Below are 20,277 nucleotides of genomic sequence, written 5' to 3' on the forward strand. Positions count from 1 at the left end.
ACCAATAAAGGATGTCCTTGTACCGCTTGAAATAAACGACGCTTAACGCCGGAGAAGCAACTGGGTCTATCGCCTTGAAGATTGTCGTATTCCTCGCAAATAGGCTTGCCTTGTTTATCAAGTTTGCTGCGGGTGTCATCCCAATTATGCGCGCGGCCAATTAGCGCCAGTTCATCAATAAAATGGGTGAGCCTGGTTTCCAAGGTATAACCATCGCTAGCGGCAGTCTCATGGTCAATGGCTGCCAAATACAAGACCGCGATTAAGGGTTGGTATTCCTCAAAAGTTGACCATTTTTCCTGAGGATTTTGCTCGTCCACATAAACATAGCTTGCCCGCTCATGCATCCAGGGATTGGGTTTTAATAAATAACGCCAAGCACTGTGTGCCTTATGCGCATAATAAGCTTTGAGTGCAGCACTGTAATAAGGCTCGGCCAGTTTCAGGTCTTGGAAAGCAGACCATTGCATGGGGAGAACCAGCGCCTTACTTTGGCCGGCTGTCTCGCCAGGAACCAAGACTGTCGCCGGATGGGCTTCATAACGAGACACTAATTCCTCGCGTAAGTCCTGCATACAATTTATAATGCCTGCGGCAGTAAGTAAGGGTTGATAACGGGTTAAGATGCCCTGTAAGCGTTGCTGCTCGCCTTGGCTTAGCGCCGTCATTGATGATTCGCGGTCGCGCGCCAATTGTCCTAAGTCCAACGCACCTTGTTGCTCGTCACGATAATAGTTGTGGGCTTCGGCTTCTTGGCGTACGGCAGGGATGGCCAATAACAACTCGGCTGCCATCTGATTACCCACACTTAAGGCCAGCCGCAATAATTCATTAGGGACACCACCGCGAATTGCGCGATGCGCCCGGACTTTAACCCCGGGAAGCTCTAGTAATAATAACAGTGCATCGCGTAAGGCAGGGTCATTACGGCGAATTAATTGCCGTGCGTAGTAAAACAATAAATCCCCTTCCTCGTCACTGCCTACATCAAAAACCGCATTGGGGTGGGCTTGTTCAAAGGCCTGCTTGCGGGTACGTAAATTCAAAATCTGTTGTTCTAGATAAGGAATAACAATAGCCCCATATTCTCGTTGGTGCGCCTCAGCATAGGCAAATACCGAAGTAAAACCTAATAAGTGCTGGAGTACATCAACCTGATTGTTGTTTACGGCCAATCTAAAAGCTCGAAACTCATAAGCAGCAACCATTTCTTGTACTTTATCAAGTGACACTTTTGATGCCAAATAACGAAGTACTTCGAGATGACCATTTTCTGCTGCCCATCTAAAAGCCGCAAAATTACCAGCAGCAATGATCGCTTGCACTTTATCTGGAGCCTTTGATTCCAAATAACGAAGTACTTCTAGATGACCATTTTCTGCTGCCCACATAAAAGCCCAATAATCATCAGCAGCAATCATCGCTTGTAATTTCTCGGGCGACGCTTTTGATGCCAAATCAGTGAGCATGCCAAGACATCCATAGCCAGCCGCCAAACCAAAGAAAGCTCTTACCTGCTGCTCAATGACTTCTGCATAACCTGGCAGGTCTATCACATACGCTAAATTATCCTGGCGGTTAAGCATGATGCTCACCTCAAGATGCGCCTTGGGCGATAAGCCTATCTGCTTGGCAAGTGCCACCAATTGTTCTTTGCTCAGATGAGGATGACTGTACACCCCAGCAAGCCATAAACATTTTCGTTTTCTCTGTTCTTGAGGCATGACAAAATCACGTAAACAAGCAAATAATTGCGCGTTTGTCTGGGTTTGCATCAGTGGAATGAAATCATCCAACAGCTCATTCCTAAAGACGCTCTCATCATTCATTAGCGATTTAGGAATTAATCGAGCTTGAGGATGGGCTAGACGTTGTGCCTCAGTCTGAATACGCATAGATGAAGTCTTACAAAGTTACATTGGTGCAAATTATGATCAGCAATTAATTCTGGAACAATAGGGTCAGGATTAAGACACGAATTAAATAAGGCTTATTCGTTCAGCTAGTTAATTGATTTAAAATGAATTATTTCGGAGATAATGATAAAAAAACACAAATACGGCCGTATTTACGACAGGCGCTACGCCTGCTGGCAGTCAAAAGTAGCCTGGGTGAAGGCTACAATTTTGCAGGTGAAAGATAGGGAAAAATTTATAAACTGTGCGAAAAAAGTGATAATCCCTCGGGTTTTCCCCTAATGAATTCTTAAAGCCAACTGATTTAACGCATTTACATACGCTAAAAAGCCCCTTAAATCATTATCTGACACCTGGGAAAATGTCATTTTTTTATCAATTTCAGATAATAAATCCTGTAATTGATGACTTAATGTCAATCCATATGGCTCATCGTGCTGGCTAAACGCAACCCACACTTCGTGCTCATAAAAAGGCAAATCACATCCTAATGCTCGAGCTGTTTCCGCAACTTTTTCACGATTAATAGCACCCAAAATATGACTCATAGTTGCCTGTATCATGACCAAAGAATCAAAACGTTTTTGTAATTCAGCTAAAATATTTTGCTTTTTAGCACTTAAGGGTTCATCAACAAGTGATTCAAGCAATCCTCGAGAAGCCCAAAACAAGTTTGCCAAATCATGTAGTTTTTTTTGATTTCCTGATGTTAAGAGTATTTGCTTTAAATTTTGTCCCATATAAAGGTACAGTTTATTGAGATAACGATTCAACATAGTCCAAACGTCAGAACGCCAGATAAGATTTGCCACAATAAAACTGGCGACAATGCCAATAACAATTCCACCCAAACGTTGCAATGGAGGCCCCAAATAAACAGGAGGCCCTCCTTCTTGAGCAAGAGAAATAATTAAAGCAATGTTTGCCTGTAAGCCAATATAAGCGTATTTAGGCAGCTTGAACATAAAATAAGAAAAACCCCAAACCGAAAAAAAGAATATTAAAATAAAATCATAAAGTGTCATCTCAATAAGAAATAAGGAGAATAAAGCAATGCCCCCACCCAAAATACAGCCAAGTAAGCGATGAATGCTGACATTTTTCATTTCAAAAAGATTTTTACGAATAGAAATCACAAGACTGCTGATAATTCCATTTAAACCACCAGGCCAATTACTTGCCATCCAAAAACCCAAAGCCAAAATAACCGAAAATCCAGCTTTAATACTGCGCTTAATGACATCTATATCGGTACGGATTCGATCCTGAGTTTTTAAGACTTGAAATTTTTTGGTCAAGCCATGAGGAATGCGGCTTAATAACGAATGCATCAAAAGAAGACTTTGATTCACCTGATGCAGGAAATGAAGAAAAGCATAGACAAAATTACTTTTAACAGCAGGTTCTTGTGCTTCTATGTCAATGTTCGTTTTTGGATTCAAATAAGAGAAAACGCCCTCTCCCCCTTTTTGTATCTGCTGCACATGCTGTTCCATTTCAGCTATTGCCGCCTCTGTTTTTAATTCCAGTAGCGCATCTTGATGAGAAAAAGTCATCTGCAAATGCACCAGATCCTCTTGCATCGCATTCAGCACGGGTTGTATCGATAATGATTGGACAATCGACAAATCGCCATGCTGGGGAGATATTAGAATCAAATATTGTGACTGTCGTGACAAATCATAAAAAATATCCAACAATGCCCGAACTTGATCAGTTCGCGCTTTGGTAACCCCCAATTCATGGTTCATTGCACCGACAAGTTCGACTGCTTTACGTAGTTTCTTTTTTATCTTTAAATTGTTTTGTGCTAACACATCAAAATCAAACTGACCATCACGCAACATATTAAGCAATTGGCCTAACTCAACTGAGAAATCAGTAAAAATATCATGCAGTTGTATGGCAATATTGTCTTTTAAATGATTTGGAAAAATAAGATACGCACTAATTGCCGATACCAAAACGCCAATCCCAATCTCCACCGGCCTCCAAATCGCTACGAAAAAAGCGTTTTGTGGATTCATAGCAACTTGAGAAATAATAAGAAAGGCACAAAGTGCACCTAATAAATAAGCATAGCCATTGGCACTGAAACTATAATAATAGGAACCAATGCACACGATTAAAAAGCACGAAAGAAAATAGAGTAAAAAACTGTTGGCCACTAGTCCTGCAGCATAAAAGCCCAAAAACGCTCCAGCGACAGTACCAATAATACGCAACATGGCTTTATCAATAATATTGCCGGTATATAAATTGGACACAACAACAACGCTCATTCCAGACCAAAAAGGTGTTTCTAAATGAAATTTAAATGAAATCAACACCGCAGCTAATGCAGCAACTGCAGTTCTTATGGCGGCTCTGTTTTCAACAGTTTGAGGCCAGAAAAACACAAATCACCTGTAGGTAATGGTCGTCGCATTGGCTCCAATGCGCATGGGGTATTCATCCGTTAAATCATCAATATAAATTCGCACCGGAAAACGTTGTGCAATGCGAATCCAATCTTCAGTTGCTTCTAAATAAAGTAAGGTCGAAGGAACAACATCACCACGCTGTACTCGATTAATTCCCCAGCCAATGCTGTCTACATGCCCATGAAAGACTTTTCCTGGATACATATCAATCATAATTTCTGCCTTGTCTCCAGGTTGAATCAGTCGGATTGCTGTTTCTCGATAACGTGTAACGACCCACCATTGCTTGGTTTCTATAAATGCAAATAATCCTTCGCCGGTTTTAATGTATTGACCTACCCGCGTATTAAAATTAGTGATATAACCATCCTCAGGTGCTACAAGAGTAGTATGATTTAGAAGATAATTTGCCTCGCCCAGCTCCGCCTGTGCTGCTAAAATCTGACTGTCATCCAAATTGGTTTGTGCAATTTTAAGTTGCTCTTCCGCCTCTTTAATTGCTGCCGTTTGTTCTTTCATTTTATCGGTCAAATTAACTAAAGTGATTTTGGCCATATCACCTTTCAATAGTAACTTTGAATAGCGGTTGTAGTGATCTTGGCTTAAACTCAATTGGACTTGGCTTTCTTTTAATCGTTGTTCGGCTTTAATCACATTTGCTTTTTCATTTTCATAATTCAATTTGGCAATATTTAACTTAGCCTTAGCGCGTTGTACGGCATAAGTATATGGAAGAGAATCAATTTCAAGAAGTTTATCGCCTTTTTTAACCTTCTGGTTTTCTCTAACATAAATTTGCGTCACAGGGCCAGAAACTAAAGAGATCATATTGACCATATGTGCTGAGACATAGGCATCATTCGAACGCGTGTCATAAAAAGCAAAATAACGATATGCAGCATACCCTGCCAATAACAGCACAATCACCGCAATTTGCGGCCAATACTTGTATTCAAAAATCTTTTGTAGTCGCACCAAAAAGGGCCTCTCTATTTATCCTAACCATTACAATACAACTAGGTTCTAGATAGCTCAAGAGAATATTGGGATCTGTGGCCAACTCCTTTTCAATCCCAAATGATTTCATTTACGTAAACGTATGCCGGCCAACCTAAACTGTAGCCTGGATGAAACGAAGTGGAACCCGGAATCGGAGCCGGATGGTACTTAGTAAAAATAAAATGTTGCGTTGATGCATTATCCATAACAATCCAAATTTCTTTCTCTATCAATGGAAATCATTGAGCAATAGCTATATGTAGCAAATTCTAAATTTGAGTTTTATAATTCGCCGCACATAGACAGTGCTTTAGATGATTTAGGATTTAGGATTTAGGATTTAGGATTTAGGATTTAGGATTTAGGATTTAGGATTTAGGATTTAGGATTTAGTGAATCTTAATGCGAGCAATGAAATAAATTTTTTTAAGGAGTTACGATGCGCTATATTTCTTTTCTTTTGCTTTTTAGTATTCATCTAATTACCAATACTCTTTCAGCGGCTACTCTTGAACTGGATATGACCAATATTCTCCCGCAGCAAAATTTAATTAAGACTGTGCGAATCGAAGCCCAGAGCCTACAGGCAGAAATAGCACTAAACAATGGACAAGTCCTTGATCCTTTAGTGACGCAACAATGGCCATCATTTTCTGATATTGCTCTAATTTTAGTACAAGGGCCAGAGGTACAGTTCAAAGTGATTACTCAAAACGGTAGTGAATGGACGCGCTCTTTAGGTGCTTTTGATTTACAAATTACCAATGTTGTTCATGCTAACCGAAGAGAAATAGCCGTAGATTTGCATGGCAGGCCGCTTCATAAAATATTTAAACAAGTAAATGGTAAAACTGTATCCAATTTTGGTTATTATCTTTTCAAAACATTGATGTTACTCGCAGATGGAAACATCCATTTTTATTTATCAACTTCTATGGACTTAGAGAATAATGCTCATCCGGCAATGAAAACAACATTTGAACTAGATAGTCAAAGCCTAACCTTTGAATTGCAGGAAAAACAAGATGCCGTAAAGGAAGGGTTCTGGAAAATTAATGGTAATGGATTTGGGAAAGGATCTTTGGCAGATCTGGTCATATCGGCACTACGTACCATGAGCGAGGAATACCGAAATTTGGAAGAAAAGACAGAATATGATCAACTGCTGCAACAAGCTTTATATGGCGTTGACTTATTTTTGGATTTTACCGCACCGCTTTCTAAATGGACAGGTATAAGCGTAACGTTGCAAGGTTCTTTTGATTATTTGTTTAAAGACGCTATTTTTTTCACCCACATTAATAACTACTTCCAACTTGATGCTTACGATGGCAGTTGGAGTACCTCATTAGGCAGTAAAAGTTATTTTTCTAATGGTGTAGCTGATTCTCCAGTATGGAGCCAGGAATTCAACCTCAAAAATCCAGCCCATGACCTGCAAAAAGCAGCTGAGTGGATTCAACTTAATTGGGCTAACCAGCTTGCGGACTTAATGAATATGCCTTCCATAAAATATTATGCAAATTATTTTCCTAAGTATTTTATACAAGGATTAACACTTGCTATGTCAAGTTTAGGCGAAATTCAAGAAGATGGGACTATTTCGTTTAAATTCAGTGGTAATGCTGATGGATCTTTTGTCGTAGGTGGCTTAAATAGTTCAGAAATAGCATCTTTAATTATTGCTAAAATCAAGGAAAAAATGGGGTGGTTCCAATAGCCAAGTAACAGGCGCCTTGTTCCAAGTCATCTCTAACGCCTAAGATTGTTTGATTTTTTTTCACGTAGATTCCTAGCACGACCGGTGTCCATGGCGGTGGATCGTAATCCCCGACCATGCGGCACCTGCCCTAATATGAATAAGCCGCAAAATCAAAACCGAAACCCGAATCACTTAACAAAGGAAAAAACATCCACCGTTATCCAACTTAAGTGTTCTTCTAAACGTAGAATAGAAAACTAACTATCAATGAAATGACATTAGCCACAGACCTAAATAGAGATACGATCCTCAGTGACTTTAAAATTTACCTTATAGTGAAGGCAAATACCGCCAACTACTCACGCCAAGAGAAACTGAATGTTCCTTTGCAAGACACGGCATAACCTTGCCTCTACGGATAAATCGTATTTGTAGTATCGATCCCGGAACCCCATCTTCAATGAGCATAATAGTAAGTCGCAGGTGGTGTGTCGCCGATTTTTGCCCCCTATACCACACACTTAAACAAGGAAACTCACCTAAGTCTTCAAGGTAATATTTGTACAAGACATTATCACTATCCAAAGAGCAGCCCTTGTTGCGAAGAAGCTGATGCATCACCTGATTTGCAGCGTCGGTGTGCACCACACAATCCTGATTAAATGTTGTGTGCTGATGCAGCAATTGCAATGCGACATCTTCTAATTGATAAAAACTCTGATGTGCTACTTCTTGTTTATTAATTGCCTTGTAATACAGTAAAGTATGCTGCATTGCAGTCATTATAAGTAAACCAATCACCCCCATAATTAGCATGGTCACGAGTAAAACAAATCCTTTATCTTTTTTACTCATGAACCACGTACCGCTACTCTGAGTTTATGTATTTTGTTTTCATCCAAGCCCAAAATGATTTCAAGCAACTGTTTTTCTTTGACACGTCGATTGCGGGTATGCATAAAATGAATTAAAGAGGTTACTTCTTCTGTCTGCACTAAATGATAATGCAGTGTCGCCTCATCATTTGCATTGTTTTTAATGAACCATTTTTCCTCAAGATACTCACCTATATATGCCGAACTATCGTAGGAAAAAACCAATGGTTTGTTCAAAGTAATAAGCGAATTCTCAGCATGATGTTCTATATCAAATAACTCTTGTACCTCCGCATGCTCACAATCAGCGACAAGTACAGGCCGCCTTTTATGAAAGCTCACTGGATTTTGCACCAATATCCTTGTTGCACCTTCAACTTTGACTATTTTTGTAAAGTGCTCATTCATACGATTTACTTGGATAAATTGATTGGGCTGATTACTAATTTGCAGCGCATGAATCTTATTTTGCCGATTTCTGCGATCAATAACTTGCAAGCGCTCAATGCCCAAACAAGGAGTAAAACCTGCACGTCGAATGCTATCACTCAGCAAATCACTTACCCATTGCACATCAAAACGCGCTGTCAAAATTTTTTCAATTTCAAGATATTGGCGTTTGCAGCCTAAATAAAGCTGGCATAAAGTCGTTACAATCACACTCGTTAGAAAAAGACTTATCAAAACCTCAGTTAGGCTGATTCCTGCTTGTGTTTTCATTTGAAACGGCTTATGGAACTGTGTTTACGGGTAAGCGTTCCTAGTTGTTTGAACCAGGCAAGTTGAATCCGTAAGTATTGATTTTTATGGTGTATTTCCAAATGATAAGGTGTAGGAGCTGATGGTAATTTTGGCACTTTAGCCACCAACGTTTCTTCTATTTCATCAAGAAATTGGGAGGCTTGCATTCTTAAGACCAACTGATTAACCAGTTGTTTATTCTGCCATTGCTGCTGCAACAAAGTTAAAGCCAAAGTACTTACGAGAAATAAAGATACCAATACTTCAGTAAGGGAAAATCCCTTTTGCCAATTCATATTCCATGTCCTGTGGTTGGTTTGCCATCCACAGGTTAGCGCCGTAAAAATAAAAATGCAAGAACCTGCATTGGTCCAATACTACAAAATAGATTAAATTTAATTCATTGTGAATCATATAAAACCCGTTGGATTGTTATTAAACTTTTATGTGTTTAAAATGCGCCGGGAACAACGTACAATCCGCAAAAATATTTAAGAACATAAGAGGGAGAGAAGTGATGTATGCTTATTTCGCTAAAGGTATGACCGTAGGTCATGTATTGACGCGCATGGTATTAAGAGAAATTACAAGTATCCCTGGCATAATTCTTGACCTTATTTTAGCCATGTTCTGGATTCCCGATTATACCTCATATTGGAAAGAGAACAGTGCATACATAGACTATGCTGATGGCACACGTCATTATGGAGTCATGCGTGGAATATTTGGCTGGATAGGAGAGGCTTTAGGATTTGCAATTGGCGCTCCTATTGGCGCTCTTATTGGTACTGCTTTATTTATTCCTGACTTATTGCTTCAAGGACTTATTGCTCTTAAAAAGAAGATATATAGCTCGATTGATGATTTCGCTGTTTTTATTGGTAAAACAACTTTTTTCGAATCACTTGGTGCCTATGATGTACCAACAACTTATTTTCAAAAAGCCTGGAATATAGGAACTGCGACTGTAGGTATAGCATTTGCTGCCATTCCTTTTGTCATTGCCAAAACACTTGATTTTTTCTTGCCTTTTTTAAACTTGTCTCAACCTGTAGCTGTCTTTTGCTCTGCAATTGGTGGTCTTGCTGGCTGGGGTCTTGGACTTCTTCTCTCTCCACCTGCCCATTTTATAAGCAAATGCACCGAGTTACTCGAGCGATTTCGTGCTGCAGTACTTCAGGGTGTTGCACTCGTTTATGCAAAATCGGGACAAGCTCCTGTAACCCCCGATCGCCACAACCGTGAATGTTGTATCCCTGCACAAGCAATCCACTCCGATGAATTTTATCAACAAGTGAACTATTACAAACGCACATCATGGGCACAACTTCTTTTGGGTCCATTAAAGGGCGATGCATCATCTACCAAAGAAGAACCTAAGAATCAACTCGTCGATCCGATTACACATGAGCCTTTAGGAATTAAGGGAGTTCCTACCTTGATGGATACACATGGCCATACCTTTAATGATGATAATAAAACTGAAACACGAGGCATTCGATTTTGGATACGACAAAAACATGAGTGCCCTCTTGATCGTCAACCTTTAAATGAATCCGATTTGATCCCAAATCGCGCCTTTGATGACTTAATTGCCCAAAATCCCCCTTCTTACCAATAATCTCAATGCCGGGGCTCTTCAATCCCCGGTCATACTACTACACTATAAGTGTCCTAAAATCATTTCTTTGTTGCAACAAGCTCGTGACAGAAGACTAAAGCTTGGATAATATGAGAAAAATTTTAAATAGGGAGCATTTTATGGCAGTTAACTTTCAACAATTACCGCATCCAGGCATACGCTCTTTAGTCCCCTATAAACCAGGTAAATCCATAGAAGAATTAGCACGTGAAAAAGGGATTAATGACAGCGACATCATTAAAATGGCCAGTAATGAAAACCCTCTGGGCTGCAGTCCCTTGGCACTGGAGGCATTTCGAAAAATGTCACCCCATGTCTTAGCAATGTACCCCTCACCACTCAATCATCCTTTAATGCCTAAATTGGCAAATAAACTTAAAATCAATACCAATCAGCTTTTTTTAAGTAATGGTTCGGATTATATCTATACTATTCTACTCAACTGTTTCGCACTGCATCATGACAAACACATTATCACCCATGACCATGCATTTAGCACTTATGCGATCCAAGCACACACGTTGAACATTCCCGTGCATTCCGTTGCGGTGAATTCAGATTGGCAAGTTAATATAGATAACCTGATCCAAGCATGCAACTCAAAAACAGGGATCATTTTTCTTGCAAATCCCAATAATCCCACTGGCATCTTAATCAGTCAAAAAGAAATAAAACGTTTGTTAGAACATATTCCTGAAAGTACGCTCTTGGTCCTTGATGAAGCTTATTACGAGTACGCCGCCTCCCAATTAAGTTGCAACAGCATCGAATGGTTAGCACAACACCCTAATTTAGTGATTACGCGCACCTTTTCCAAAATATATGGATTAGCGGGAGTGCGTTTGGGTTATGCGATGGCCAACCCTTCAATCATTGAGCTGATGCAACGGATACAGTTGCCATTTACGGTCAACCAGGTTGCATTGACCACCGCTCATGCGGCCCTTGATGATGAGCAGTTTCTTCAATTAAGCTTGCAAACCAATACGGAAGGCATGCTGCAAATGAAGCAAGGGTTTGAGCAACTCAATATCAATTACTTACCCTCTGCATGTAATTTCTTGACCTTTGACTGCAAGGAAGACAGTATGTTGCTCTATAACTATCTTTTAGATAGGGGTATCATAGTGAGACCTCTGCATCCCTATAAAATGAACAATTACCTACGCGTAACTGTTGGAACTAAAGAGCAGAATAATCGATTTCTTGATACGTTGAGTAATTACTACAAGTAAGGAAATAAAATGACCAGTGATTTAAGCAGCAAACATTGTGAATCATGTGAAGGTATCGGAGCCGCATTAAACGCAGAACAAATTAAAAATTTAATGCCTCAATTAAATAAACATTGGGAAGTCAGTGCTGATCACCGCATCATCAAACGCAGTTTATCTTTTAAAGATTTTTATGAAACAATGGCGTTTGTCAATGCACTGGCCTGGATAGCAAATACTGAAAACCATCACCCTGATTTAGAGGTTGGCTATAATTATTGTCGTGTCAGTTTCATGACTCATGCACTCAACGGTTTGAGTCAGAATGATTTCATTTGCGCCGCCAAAATGGATAAACTGTTACTTGGTTAAAAGACCCTATTTAAAATGTAGCCTGACTGCTTGCAGCATTAAAACTCCCAGTTGCAAGTTACCAGGGGCTGTTTAACAGCCCCTAGTACCGCATCAAAACCTGCTCATCACCCAAAAGATTGGTCAAAAGTCCAAGTAATTCATCACTAGGAATAACCTGCCATTGTGGTGACAAACTTAGCAGTGCCCGTGCATGGTCATTGCTGTATAACAATTGAACGGAGCAACGCCCAACGTGCGCTTTTAACAATGCCTGAATTGAGGCTAAAATTCCCCGATTTCCAGCATGCAAACGTAATTCAAGACATCGAGCAAATCTGGTGCGAGCTGTTGGCACATCATAAAGATTATTTGCAGTCATTTTTACACCGCCATTATAATCATCATGTGCTACCTCACCTTCAATAACGAGCATATCGCCAGTGGCTAAGGTAGAACCAGAGGCCTCAAAAAGTTCACCGAACACAACAACATCCAATCGAGACGTGGAATCATCCATACCCAGAATCACAAGTTTCTTACCACGTTTGGTTATAATCTTGCGAATTCCAACTATTTGTGCACAAATCAGTGCTTTTTTATGCATGGATGGGTTTAATTGGCTGATTGAAACGATAAAATCACCAAACTCACGTCGATATTGATCTGCTGGATGTCCTGTTAGATAAAAGCCTAGAACCTCTCGCTCACCCTCTAGGCGTTGTGCCTCAGACCAAGGTTTACATGGAACATATTCTTGCTCCTTGTTCCCATCATCCAATAAGGAAAACAAATCAAATTGACCACTGGACTGATTTTGGTGCTCCTTTTCTGCTACTTTTAATGCTTTTTCCAAAGAAGCAGTCAATATTGCCCGTTCTACACCCCAATCATCAAAAGCACCACTTTTAATCAGTGCTTCTAAAACGCGTCGATTCACCTTACGCAGATCAAGACGTTGGCAAAAACCAAATAAATCCACATAGCTTCCTCCAATGCCTCGAGCCTCGGTAATGCAATCAATCGCAGACTCCCCTACTCCTTTTATGGCTCCCAGACCATAAATAATGGTGGTCTCATCAGTGACTGTAAACGGATACATAGAATGATTGATGGAGGGTGGTAAAACCTTCAATTTCATATGCGCACATTCATCAATAAAAGTAACTACTTTATCGGTATTATCCATATCCGAAGACATAACCGCGGCCATAAATGCTGCTGGATAATGTGCTTTAAGCCATGCCGTTTGATAGGCAACGAGTGCATAAGCTGCCGAATGCGATTTATTAAATCCATAACCTGCAAATTTTTCCATCAAATCAAAAATATGGGTTGCGACCTTTTCATCGACTCCGCGAGCGGTTGCTCCTTCGGTAAAAATCTCCCGTTGTTTCGCCATTTCTTCAGGCTTTTTCTTTCCCATAGCGCGTCGTAATAAATCCGCAGCGCCCAAAGTATAATTCGCTAATACCTGCGCAATCTGCATGACTTGCTCTTGATACAAGATAACGCCGTATGTTGGCTTTAAAATAGGCTCCAAATCAGGATGCGGGTAATCAACCGCCGCACGTCCATGCTTGCGATCGATAAAGTCGTCCACCATCCCAGATTGCAAAGGACCTGGTCTGAATAAGGCCACTAAAGCGATGATGTCTTCAAAGCAATCCGGTTGCAGGCGGTTAATCAACTCTTTCATTCCGCGGGATTCCAGCTGGAATACCGCAGTTGTTTTACAAGCCTTTAATAAATCAAATGTTGCCACATCGTCTGTAGGTATTTGGCTGATATCAACCAGAGGCAATCCTTCCAGAGCTCGTTTTTTATTTACGGTAGCCAATGCCCAATCAATGATTGTCAGCGTTCTTAAACCCAAGAAGTCAAATTTGACTAAGCCTGCTGCTTCAACATCATCTTTATCAAACTGGCTCACAATCTGAGTGGAGCCCTCTTCACAATAAATTGCAGTGAAATCAGTGAGCTGGGATGGGGCAATGACAACCCCTCCGGCATGTTTTCCTGCATTTCGAGTTATCCCCTCGAGTTTTAATGCCAAATCAATGAGCTCTTTCACTTCCTCTTCTTCGGAATAACGACGTTTGAGCTCCTCTTCCTGCTCCATAGCTTTGTTTAAGGTGATGCCTATCTCAAAAGGAATTAATTTTGCTAATTTATCAACGAAGCCATAAGGATGCCCTAACACACGCCCCACATCTCGTACGACTGCTTTTGCAGCCATAGTACCAAAGGTAATAATCTGTGAAACACTTTGTCTGCCGTATTTCTCTGCTACATAATCAATGACCCGATCGCGACCTTCCATACAAAAATCGATATCAAAGTCAGGCATTGATACCCGTTCTGGATTCAAAAAACGCTCAAAAAGTAACTCATACTCTAAGGGATCTAAATCGGTAATTTTTAATGCATAAGCGACCAATGAGCCAGCACCCGAGCCCCGACCAGGTCCAACAGGAACGCCATTTTTTTTAGCCCATTGAATAAAGTCCGCGACAATGAGGAAGTATCCAGCAAATCCCATGTTATTGATAACATCCAGCTCAATTTGCAAGCGCTTGTCATATTCTTCTCGAGATGCCTGCAATTCTTCCGGGGATTTGTTTTTAAATATTTGCAGCAAGCGCTCTTCCAAACCGACTTGTGATAAATGGGATAAATATCCTTCAACTGTAGATCCCTCTGGAATGGGGAAATTGGGCAGGTAATTATTACCTAGATCCAGTTTCACGGTGCATCGCTTACTGATTTCGAGTGTATTTTCTATTGCAGAAGGCAAATCAGAAAATAAGGCAACCATTTCATCTGCTGAGCGTAAATACTGTTGTGCACTGTACTTTTGTACTCTTCGAGGATCCGCTAACGTATAGCCCTCATGGATACACACACGCGCTTCATGTGCCTCAAAATCATCTTGATCCAGAAAACGCACATCATTGGTTGCAACTAAAGGTAATTGCAGTTCATCAGCTAAAGCAATCAGTTTTTCATTATAGCGTGTTTCATCCGGTCGACCTGTACGTTGAATTTCCAAATAGAAACGATTGGGAAAAAGGCTCTGCCAATATAAAGCACGACTTTTGGCTAAAGCATCATCATTGGCCAATAAAGCTTGGCCGATGTCACCAAATCGTCCTCCAGATAAAGCGATAAGTCCTGATGAATATTCTTCAATCCATTGATTTTGTACTCTTGGTTGCCCTTGATATTGTCCTTCTTGATACGCTTTGGAAACAAGACAAGTTAAATTTTTATAGCCTTCCGAATTAAGGCATAAAAGAACTAGAGAAGATACGCGTTCGGGTTGTTCTGGATCATGACAAGGTAAGTCACTGCCAATAATTGGTTTAATTCCGGCATCAACAGCACTTTTGTAATGCTTCACCGCTGCAAATAAATTGCAATGATCGGTTACTGCAACAGCACACATTCCACGAGATGGTAAAATCTTCATTAATGGTTTAACCCGTACCAAACCATCAACTAAAGAATATTCTGTGTGAACACGTAAATGAACAAAACGTTGTTGCATAAGGGACTGAACTCATTAAGCTTAATTGATGAACTTTAACCTAAATCAGGAGTTTTGCCTACGGCTAAATAAGCGCTTCCACGTAAAACAACGCACCATTTTCGTAAACGTATGTGCACCACTGCGTAGGCAGGGATCCATTTACAATGTACAACCTAGGCAAATGTAAGCTGGGCTGTTAAGCCCAGCATGTCACAATCCCAAACATTTCTTCGAGAGCAAAAATTAACTCAACAAAACGCTGGGCTTAACAGCCCAGCCTTGCTCACAGGCATAAGTTTATGTAGATACTCAATTAAACTTGAGATTGATGCGGATCAAAAGCATCCCTAACCGCATCTGCAAATAAATTGATTGCTAATACCAACAAAAACATAAAAACAAATGCAGCCAGCATCGGCCACCAGATTACGGGGTTACGCGCCAACTCAAGTCGTGCACTATTAATCATATTTCCCCAACTAATGGTCATGGGTGAAACACCTACTCCCACATATGAAAGCAATGCCTCAGCCATAACCAAAAAACTAAAATCGAGAACTAGAGTGATCACCACAATATGCATCACATTAGGTAATAAATGCTTGCGAATGATAGTAAACCAGTTCGAGCCCAAAGCACGCGCCGCCAGAACATAGTCAACTTCTCGTAATTTTAGGGTTTCAGCACGTAAAAGCCGGCATAAATTAGTCCAACTGGTTACTCCTAGAATAAAACAAAGTGCTAATAAACGGGCGTCCGCACTTTGAGCCAAAGTTGTAAACTGTTCAGGATGATTGGAGATATAAACTTGTAAAGATAGAACAGAAGCAGTAATCAATAAAACTCCTGGAATGGAACTTAAGGTCGTGTATGCATACTGAATCAGATCATCTGCCAAACCACCAAAATATCCTGCAGCAACGCCTAGAAATAAAGCCAAAGGTAACATAAATAAAGTAGTTAAAAGACCAATAACCAAGCCTGTGCGTATACTTTTAATCGTAAAATAAAAAATATCTTGTCCAATTTGTCCAGTACCCAACACATGAAATGTTCTTGAAAGCTCATACCCAAGCACAATAAAAAATGTAAGCAGACTCAAAGTAATTAAAGTACTTAAGCTAGTAGGACTTAAGGAAAACAACGGTTTTATCCGCTGGCAATAACGAATGAATACGCAACACGCCGCTACAAAAAATGCGACTAATATACAATATTTTAAAGCATCCCAAATGACACTGTGGATAACCTCTTTTCTGTCTGCCTTAGATTTTATTCGTTTGCTTGGGTACACAAGTAATGGGTGAATTTGTTTGACTACACCATTAACTAAGATTGTTTCGCTGATAAACTGTCTTAAAGCCAAAGGAGCCGAATAGGTTTTTTCAGTAATTTCATCTATAGGGGCCAAAATCCTATCCAATACAGTGGTCGGTGTTTCAGCCTCATTATTTGCTGATGCTAAATGAATGGAGTCCAGCACGCCAATAGTAATAAAAAACAACAGAATAATACCCGCACTTACTGCGATGGGCCGGTGCAATATTAGGTTAAAAGATCGCCTTATATGTTGTTTGCGCGAACTGAATAAAATAACCAGCACACTTAATGCTAATAACGTAAGGAAGCATTTATCAGTCCATAGAAATTCAAAAGTCATTTTATTCTAACGTAGCCTTATTTTTTTAAGATAATTTCACGCGCGGATCGACCAACATATAAGATAAATCTGTTAGTACTAAACCGACAATGTAAAGAATTGAACCCAAAAATACCATGGCCCTTACAATCGCAAAATCTTGTTGCTGAATTGCATCAATTGTATAACTCCCTAAGCCCGGTACACCAAAAAAAGATTCTAGGATTAAGCTTCCCATAAACAAAGAAGGAATAATGACTACAACTCCAGTTAAGATAGGGAGCATCGCATTTTTTAATACGTGTTGGAACATCACCCTTTGTTCAGATAATCCCTTTGCTCTCGCTGTTTTAACATAATCTTTATGCATTTCTTCTAAAAATAAAGTCCGATACCAACGTGCGCCTGAACCCAGTCCACTCAGTACGGCTACGGTAATGGGTAAAATAACAAATTTCACCGCTTCAAAACCACCGTCATAACCAGAGATAGGGACAAGGCGCAATACTTTCCCGAAAAGATATTGCCCACCAATAATATAAAACAAACTGGAAATCGACATTAAAATAATACAGATCACCACGCCAGATAAATCAAGATAAGTTGCACGAAAAAATGCCATTGCCATCGCAACAATAATGTTAGTAATTACATCTAAAAGCAGAACAGGTAATGCGATAGAAAGGCTAGGCCACATCCTGTACGTAATATCCTCACTTATATCTCGTCCTGCATCAGAGACACCAAAGTCAAAAGTAAACAGTTTCATCGACTTTTGAAAAAATAAAGTCGATTCTATTTTCTGCAGCCCATTTTTTTCTGCATTAAAAAACAGGGGAAAATTATAGCCATGGGCAACCTTCCAATCATCAATAACCTGTTGTTCAACGTGTTTTTGTCCTAGGTGCATACGAGCAATATCATCTGGCGTATTCACCATAAAAAACAAAATAAAAGTAAGAAAATTTATTCCAAAAAGAATAGGAATCGAGTAGATAACTCGTCGCAGCAAATACTTTATCATGATATATAAGTCCTTTCTGCCGGTTTTTTTTCTTTCTTGTAATATGCAATTATCAAAGGAAAAATCAGCATTAGAATAAGCAAAAGCAATAACCCTAAAGGCCAAAAAATCGGTTGATTCCAAGCCTGTCTCAATGTGTTTCGTTTAGGTACATTGATCGCAGTGTATTTTAGTGTTGCAAAAGACATTGTGTTCGGTTTAACGCGTGAAACCCAGCTTTGCGATAAAAGAAACTCTTCAGGATGTATACCCCATATCCAGGGCGCGTCATACTGAACAATACGCGTCATAGTATCAATAATCTGCTGTCTTTGGGCATCATTTCCTCTATTTTTCATTAAATTAAAGAGGCGATCAAATTCAGGGTTTTGGTAATTAGCCGTGTTTTCACCACCAAATTTTACTTTGCCATTGCCGCCATATAATTGGAATAGAAAGTTTTCAGGATCTGGATAATCCGCTACCCACCCCCAACTAAATATTTGGGTATCTCCTGTACGCATTTTTTCTTGAAAACGGTTATACAAAGTGGCCCGTACATTCAAATCTATCCCTATTTGCGCAAATTGTTTGCGCATCCAATCAAATAAGGCTTTGTCCTCAGGCCCACCTGTTGTTGTCACATCATAATGCAAAATTAAATGATTTCCTGTAGCCGGATCAACACCATTAGGATATCCGGCTTCAGACATAAGCTTTTGAGCATCCTTAATTGGCCGTCGTTCTGCTTCACCATCTATCCATTGATACACATAGGGATTGATTCCTTCTTTGCCCTCTTTAAAACCAAAAATACCCGGCGGAATCGGCCCTTGTGCAGCCATGCCACGCCCATTATAGAAAATAGCTATGTTTTCATCATAATTTACCGCGATTGAAATAGCCTGTCGTAACTTGCGCGCACGCTCACTAGAGCCTCCAACAACATTATCGAGCATATTAAAGCCCATGTAGTAAGTACTGGGTTGAAACGTTTGAGTCAGGTATATCTGCTTTTTTTTCATTTCCGATGTGAGTTCTGCCGTGCCATGTTTATTGATGTGAATGGCTTGATCAAAACTGTCATTACCAATTGCAGAGTTATCATAATAGCCTTGCAAAAATTTATTCCAACGAGGAATTGACTCTTTTTCCAAGGTATAAATTGCTTTTTCGATTAAAGGTAAACGTTTTCCTGCATTATCCAAATATCCTAACTCTCTGTCCTTATCTGAACCAATACTAGGATAATAATCTTCACGAAAATTAGGGCTTTTTTGCAACACCATCCTGCGATTTGGATTGTTTTTAACTAACATAAATGGTCCTGTTCCTACAGGATACCAACCCAAAGTAATATTCTTATCTGCCATGCCTGGTTGAGAATAAAAGAGATCGGCTTCCCAAGGAACAGGTGCAAAAAAACTCATGGCCAGCCAAAATAAAAATTGGGCATATTCACCTTTTAAAGTAATCTCAAAAGAATAATCATCCAATTTTTTAATCCCTTGCAAGGGATATTTGCGTAAATCAACATATTGTGTGCCACCAGGAAGTGTTTTGCCATATTCTTTAAAGCCAACAATATAGTCACTCATTAACCCATAAATGGATGAGCTAACTCTAGGATTAGCCAAACGTTTTATTTGATAAATATAATCATCCACAATTAATTCGCGCGTACCCGTATATTTGAAATCAGATAATTGATTAATGCCTTCATCCTCTAAATAGTCTGAGGACAATTGATGATAAAGGTATGATCCGTTTTTATCTTTGGCAAATGCTGGATGAGGCTGATAATAAATTCCCTTTTTAATTGTTAGGGTATAAACAGTAAAAGCCGCATCCTTACTCTTTTCTGGCAATGGATTTCCTTGAGCATCAAGGTATCGCAATTGTGGCATTTGTGCAGCAGTCAACGGAGTTAATTGGTATGGCCTTTGTAAGTAATCGTACGTCAACAAAGGCTCATAAATTTGAGCAATGAAAAGGTACTCATTTAAGGAGTAAGAAAGTGCGGGATCCAAGGTTTTGGGCTGCTCAGAAAATGATGAATAATAAATATTTTCATTTGCCTGACTTTTAGGATATGGGTTATTTAAAACCCAAGGCCATGCATATGCAAAACTAACACTCTTAAAAAGAAGCACAATCAGAGCGATACGTTGTATACGATTCAAAAAAATATCCTTATCCAAAGTCATCATAGGGAGGTAAAGAAAAATGCCGACCTCATC

14 protein-coding genes are annotated in these 20,277 nt (G+C 39.8%); 4 read left to right on the plus strand and 10 right to left on the minus strand.

Annotated features, from left to right (window positions below; genetic code table 11):
* The 3 genes from Lste_RS09790 to Lste_RS09800 form a co-directional block, all read right to left on the minus strand.
* Positions 1-1,895 (minus strand): ankyrin repeat domain-containing protein (locus Lste_RS09790; protein WP_193393397.1); only part of this gene is annotated, 1,895 nt, incomplete at its 3' end.
* A 299-nt stretch (positions 1,896-2,194) separates the two neighbouring features.
* The gene (locus Lste_RS09795; RefSeq protein WP_058510839.1) at positions 2,195-4,315 is read right to left on the minus strand and encodes an FUSC family protein; all 2,121 of its coding nucleotides are present in this window, start codon (positions 4,313-4,315) and stop codon (positions 2,195-2,197) included.
* Between the two features lie 3 nt (positions 4,316-4,318).
* Complete coding sequence (locus tag Lste_RS09800) at positions 4,319-5,314, minus strand: HlyD family secretion protein (protein ID WP_237760496.1); 996 nt, start codon at positions 5,312-5,314, stop codon at positions 4,319-4,321.
* Between the two features lie 463 nt (positions 5,315-5,777).
* Here Lste_RS09800 and Lste_RS09805 point away from each other — a divergent pair, with 463 nt between their 5' ends.
* Positions 5,778-7,058 (plus strand): hypothetical protein, encoded by a 1,281-nt coding sequence (locus Lste_RS09805; RefSeq protein ID WP_058510840.1) that lies wholly within the window; start codon positions 5,778-5,780, stop codon positions 7,056-7,058.
* Positions 7,059-7,370: 312 nt separating this feature from the next.
* Here Lste_RS09805 and Lste_RS09810 read toward each other — a convergent pair whose 3' ends face one another.
* Genes Lste_RS09810 through Lste_RS09820 form a run of 3 tightly spaced genes read right to left on the minus strand, consistent with a single transcriptional unit; the run spans position 7,371 to position 8,952 of the window.
* Positions 7,371-7,895 carry a hypothetical protein gene (locus tag Lste_RS09810; protein ID WP_058510841.1) on the minus strand — a complete coding sequence of 175 codons (525 nt, stop codon included), beginning with the start codon at positions 7,893-7,895 and terminating at the stop codon, positions 7,371-7,373.
* Positions 7,892-8,635, minus strand: coding sequence for a PilW family protein (locus Lste_RS09815; RefSeq protein ID WP_058510842.1), 744 nt, complete (start codon positions 8,633-8,635; stop codon positions 7,892-7,894). The genes Lste_RS09810 and Lste_RS09815 overlap by 4 nt, the downstream gene beginning before the upstream one ends.
* Complete coding sequence (locus Lste_RS09820; RefSeq protein ID WP_058510843.1) at positions 8,632-8,952, minus strand: type IV pilus modification PilV family protein; 321 nt, start codon at positions 8,950-8,952, stop codon at positions 8,632-8,634. Before Lste_RS09820 ends, Lste_RS09815 begins: the two co-directional genes overlap by 4 nt.
* Positions 8,953-9,173: 221 nt before the next feature.
* Here Lste_RS09820 and Lste_RS09825 point away from each other — a divergent pair, with 221 nt between their 5' ends.
* The 3 genes from Lste_RS09825 (at position 9,174) to Lste_RS09835 (ending at position 11,884) form a co-directional block, all read left to right on the plus strand.
* The gene (locus Lste_RS09825; RefSeq protein WP_058510844.1) at positions 9,174-10,277 is read left to right on the plus strand and encodes an RING finger protein; all 1,104 of its coding nucleotides are present in this window, start codon (positions 9,174-9,176) and stop codon (positions 10,275-10,277) included.
* 140 nt (positions 10,278-10,417) lie between these two features.
* Positions 10,418-11,533, plus strand: a complete 1,116-nt coding sequence (gene hisC / locus Lste_RS09830; protein ID WP_058510845.1) for a histidinol-phosphate transaminase — start codon at positions 10,418-10,420, stop codon at positions 11,531-11,533.
* Between the two features lie 9 nt (positions 11,534-11,542).
* The gene (locus Lste_RS09835; RefSeq protein WP_058510846.1) at positions 11,543-11,884 is read left to right on the plus strand and encodes a 4a-hydroxytetrahydrobiopterin dehydratase; all 342 of its coding nucleotides are present in this window, start codon (positions 11,543-11,545) and stop codon (positions 11,882-11,884) included.
* A gap of 82 nt (positions 11,885-11,966) precedes the next feature.
* Here Lste_RS09835 and dnaE read toward each other — a convergent pair whose 3' ends face one another.
* From dnaE to Lste_RS09855, 4 genes are all read right to left on the minus strand, one after another.
* Positions 11,967-15,413, minus strand: coding sequence for a DNA polymerase III subunit alpha (dnaE, locus tag Lste_RS09840; RefSeq protein WP_058510847.1), 3,447 nt, complete (start codon positions 15,411-15,413; stop codon positions 11,967-11,969).
* 295 nt (positions 15,414-15,708) lie between these two features.
* On the minus strand, positions 15,709-17,055 hold the full coding sequence (locus Lste_RS09845; RefSeq protein ID WP_058510848.1) for an ABC transporter permease: 1,347 nt from the start codon (positions 17,053-17,055) through the stop codon (positions 15,709-15,711).
* Between the two features lie 25 nt (positions 17,056-17,080).
* Positions 17,081-18,058: an ABC transporter permease gene (locus Lste_RS09850; RefSeq protein WP_058510849.1), complete on the minus strand. Its 978-nt coding sequence runs from the start codon at positions 18,056-18,058 to the stop codon at positions 17,081-17,083.
* Positions 18,055-20,220, minus strand: a complete 2,166-nt coding sequence (locus Lste_RS09855) for an ABC transporter substrate-binding protein (protein ID WP_058511708.1) — start codon at positions 20,218-20,220, stop codon at positions 18,055-18,057. The genes Lste_RS09850 and Lste_RS09855 overlap by 4 nt, the downstream gene beginning before the upstream one ends.
* Between the last annotated feature and the right edge of the window lie 57 nt (positions 20,221-20,277).

Source organism: Legionella steelei (genome assembly GCF_001468005.1).
In the GTDB taxonomy this organism is placed as follows: Bacteria; Pseudomonadota; Gammaproteobacteria; order Legionellales; family Legionellaceae; genus Legionella; species Legionella steelei.

Bases quoted from the DNA above. Each gene is read 5' to 3' on its own strand.
- Lste_RS09805 (WP_058510840.1), top strand. From the start codon at position 5,778: ATGCGCTATATTTCTTTTCTTTTGCTTTTTAGTATTCATCTAATTACC.
- Lste_RS09810 (WP_058510841.1), bottom strand. From the start codon at position 7,895: ATGAGTAAAAAAGATAAAGGATTTGTTTTACTCGTGACCATGCTAATT.
- Lste_RS09815 (WP_058510842.1), bottom strand. From the start codon at position 8,635: ATGAAAACACAAGCAGGAATCAGCCTAACTGAGGTTTTGATAAGTCTT.
- Lste_RS09820 (WP_058510843.1), bottom strand. From the start codon at position 8,952: ATGAATTGGCAAAAGGGATTTTCCCTTACTGAAGTATTGGTATCTTTA.
- Lste_RS09825 (WP_058510844.1), top strand. From the start codon at position 9,174: ATGTATGCTTATTTCGCTAAAGGTATGACCGTAGGTCATGTATTGACG.
- hisC (WP_058510845.1), top strand. From the start codon at position 10,418: ATGGCAGTTAACTTTCAACAATTACCGCATCCAGGCATACGCTCTTTA.
- Lste_RS09835 (WP_058510846.1), top strand. From the start codon at position 11,543: ATGACCAGTGATTTAAGCAGCAAACATTGTGAATCATGTGAAGGTATC.
- dnaE (WP_058510847.1), bottom strand. From the start codon at position 15,413: ATGCAACAACGTTTTGTTCATTTACGTGTTCACACAGAATATTCTTTA.
- Lste_RS09845 (WP_058510848.1), bottom strand. From the start codon at position 17,055: ATGACTTTTGAATTTCTATGGACTGATAAATGCTTCCTTACGTTATTA.
- Lste_RS09850 (WP_058510849.1), bottom strand. From the start codon at position 18,058: ATGATAAAGTATTTGCTGCGACGAGTTATCTACTCGATTCCTATTCTT.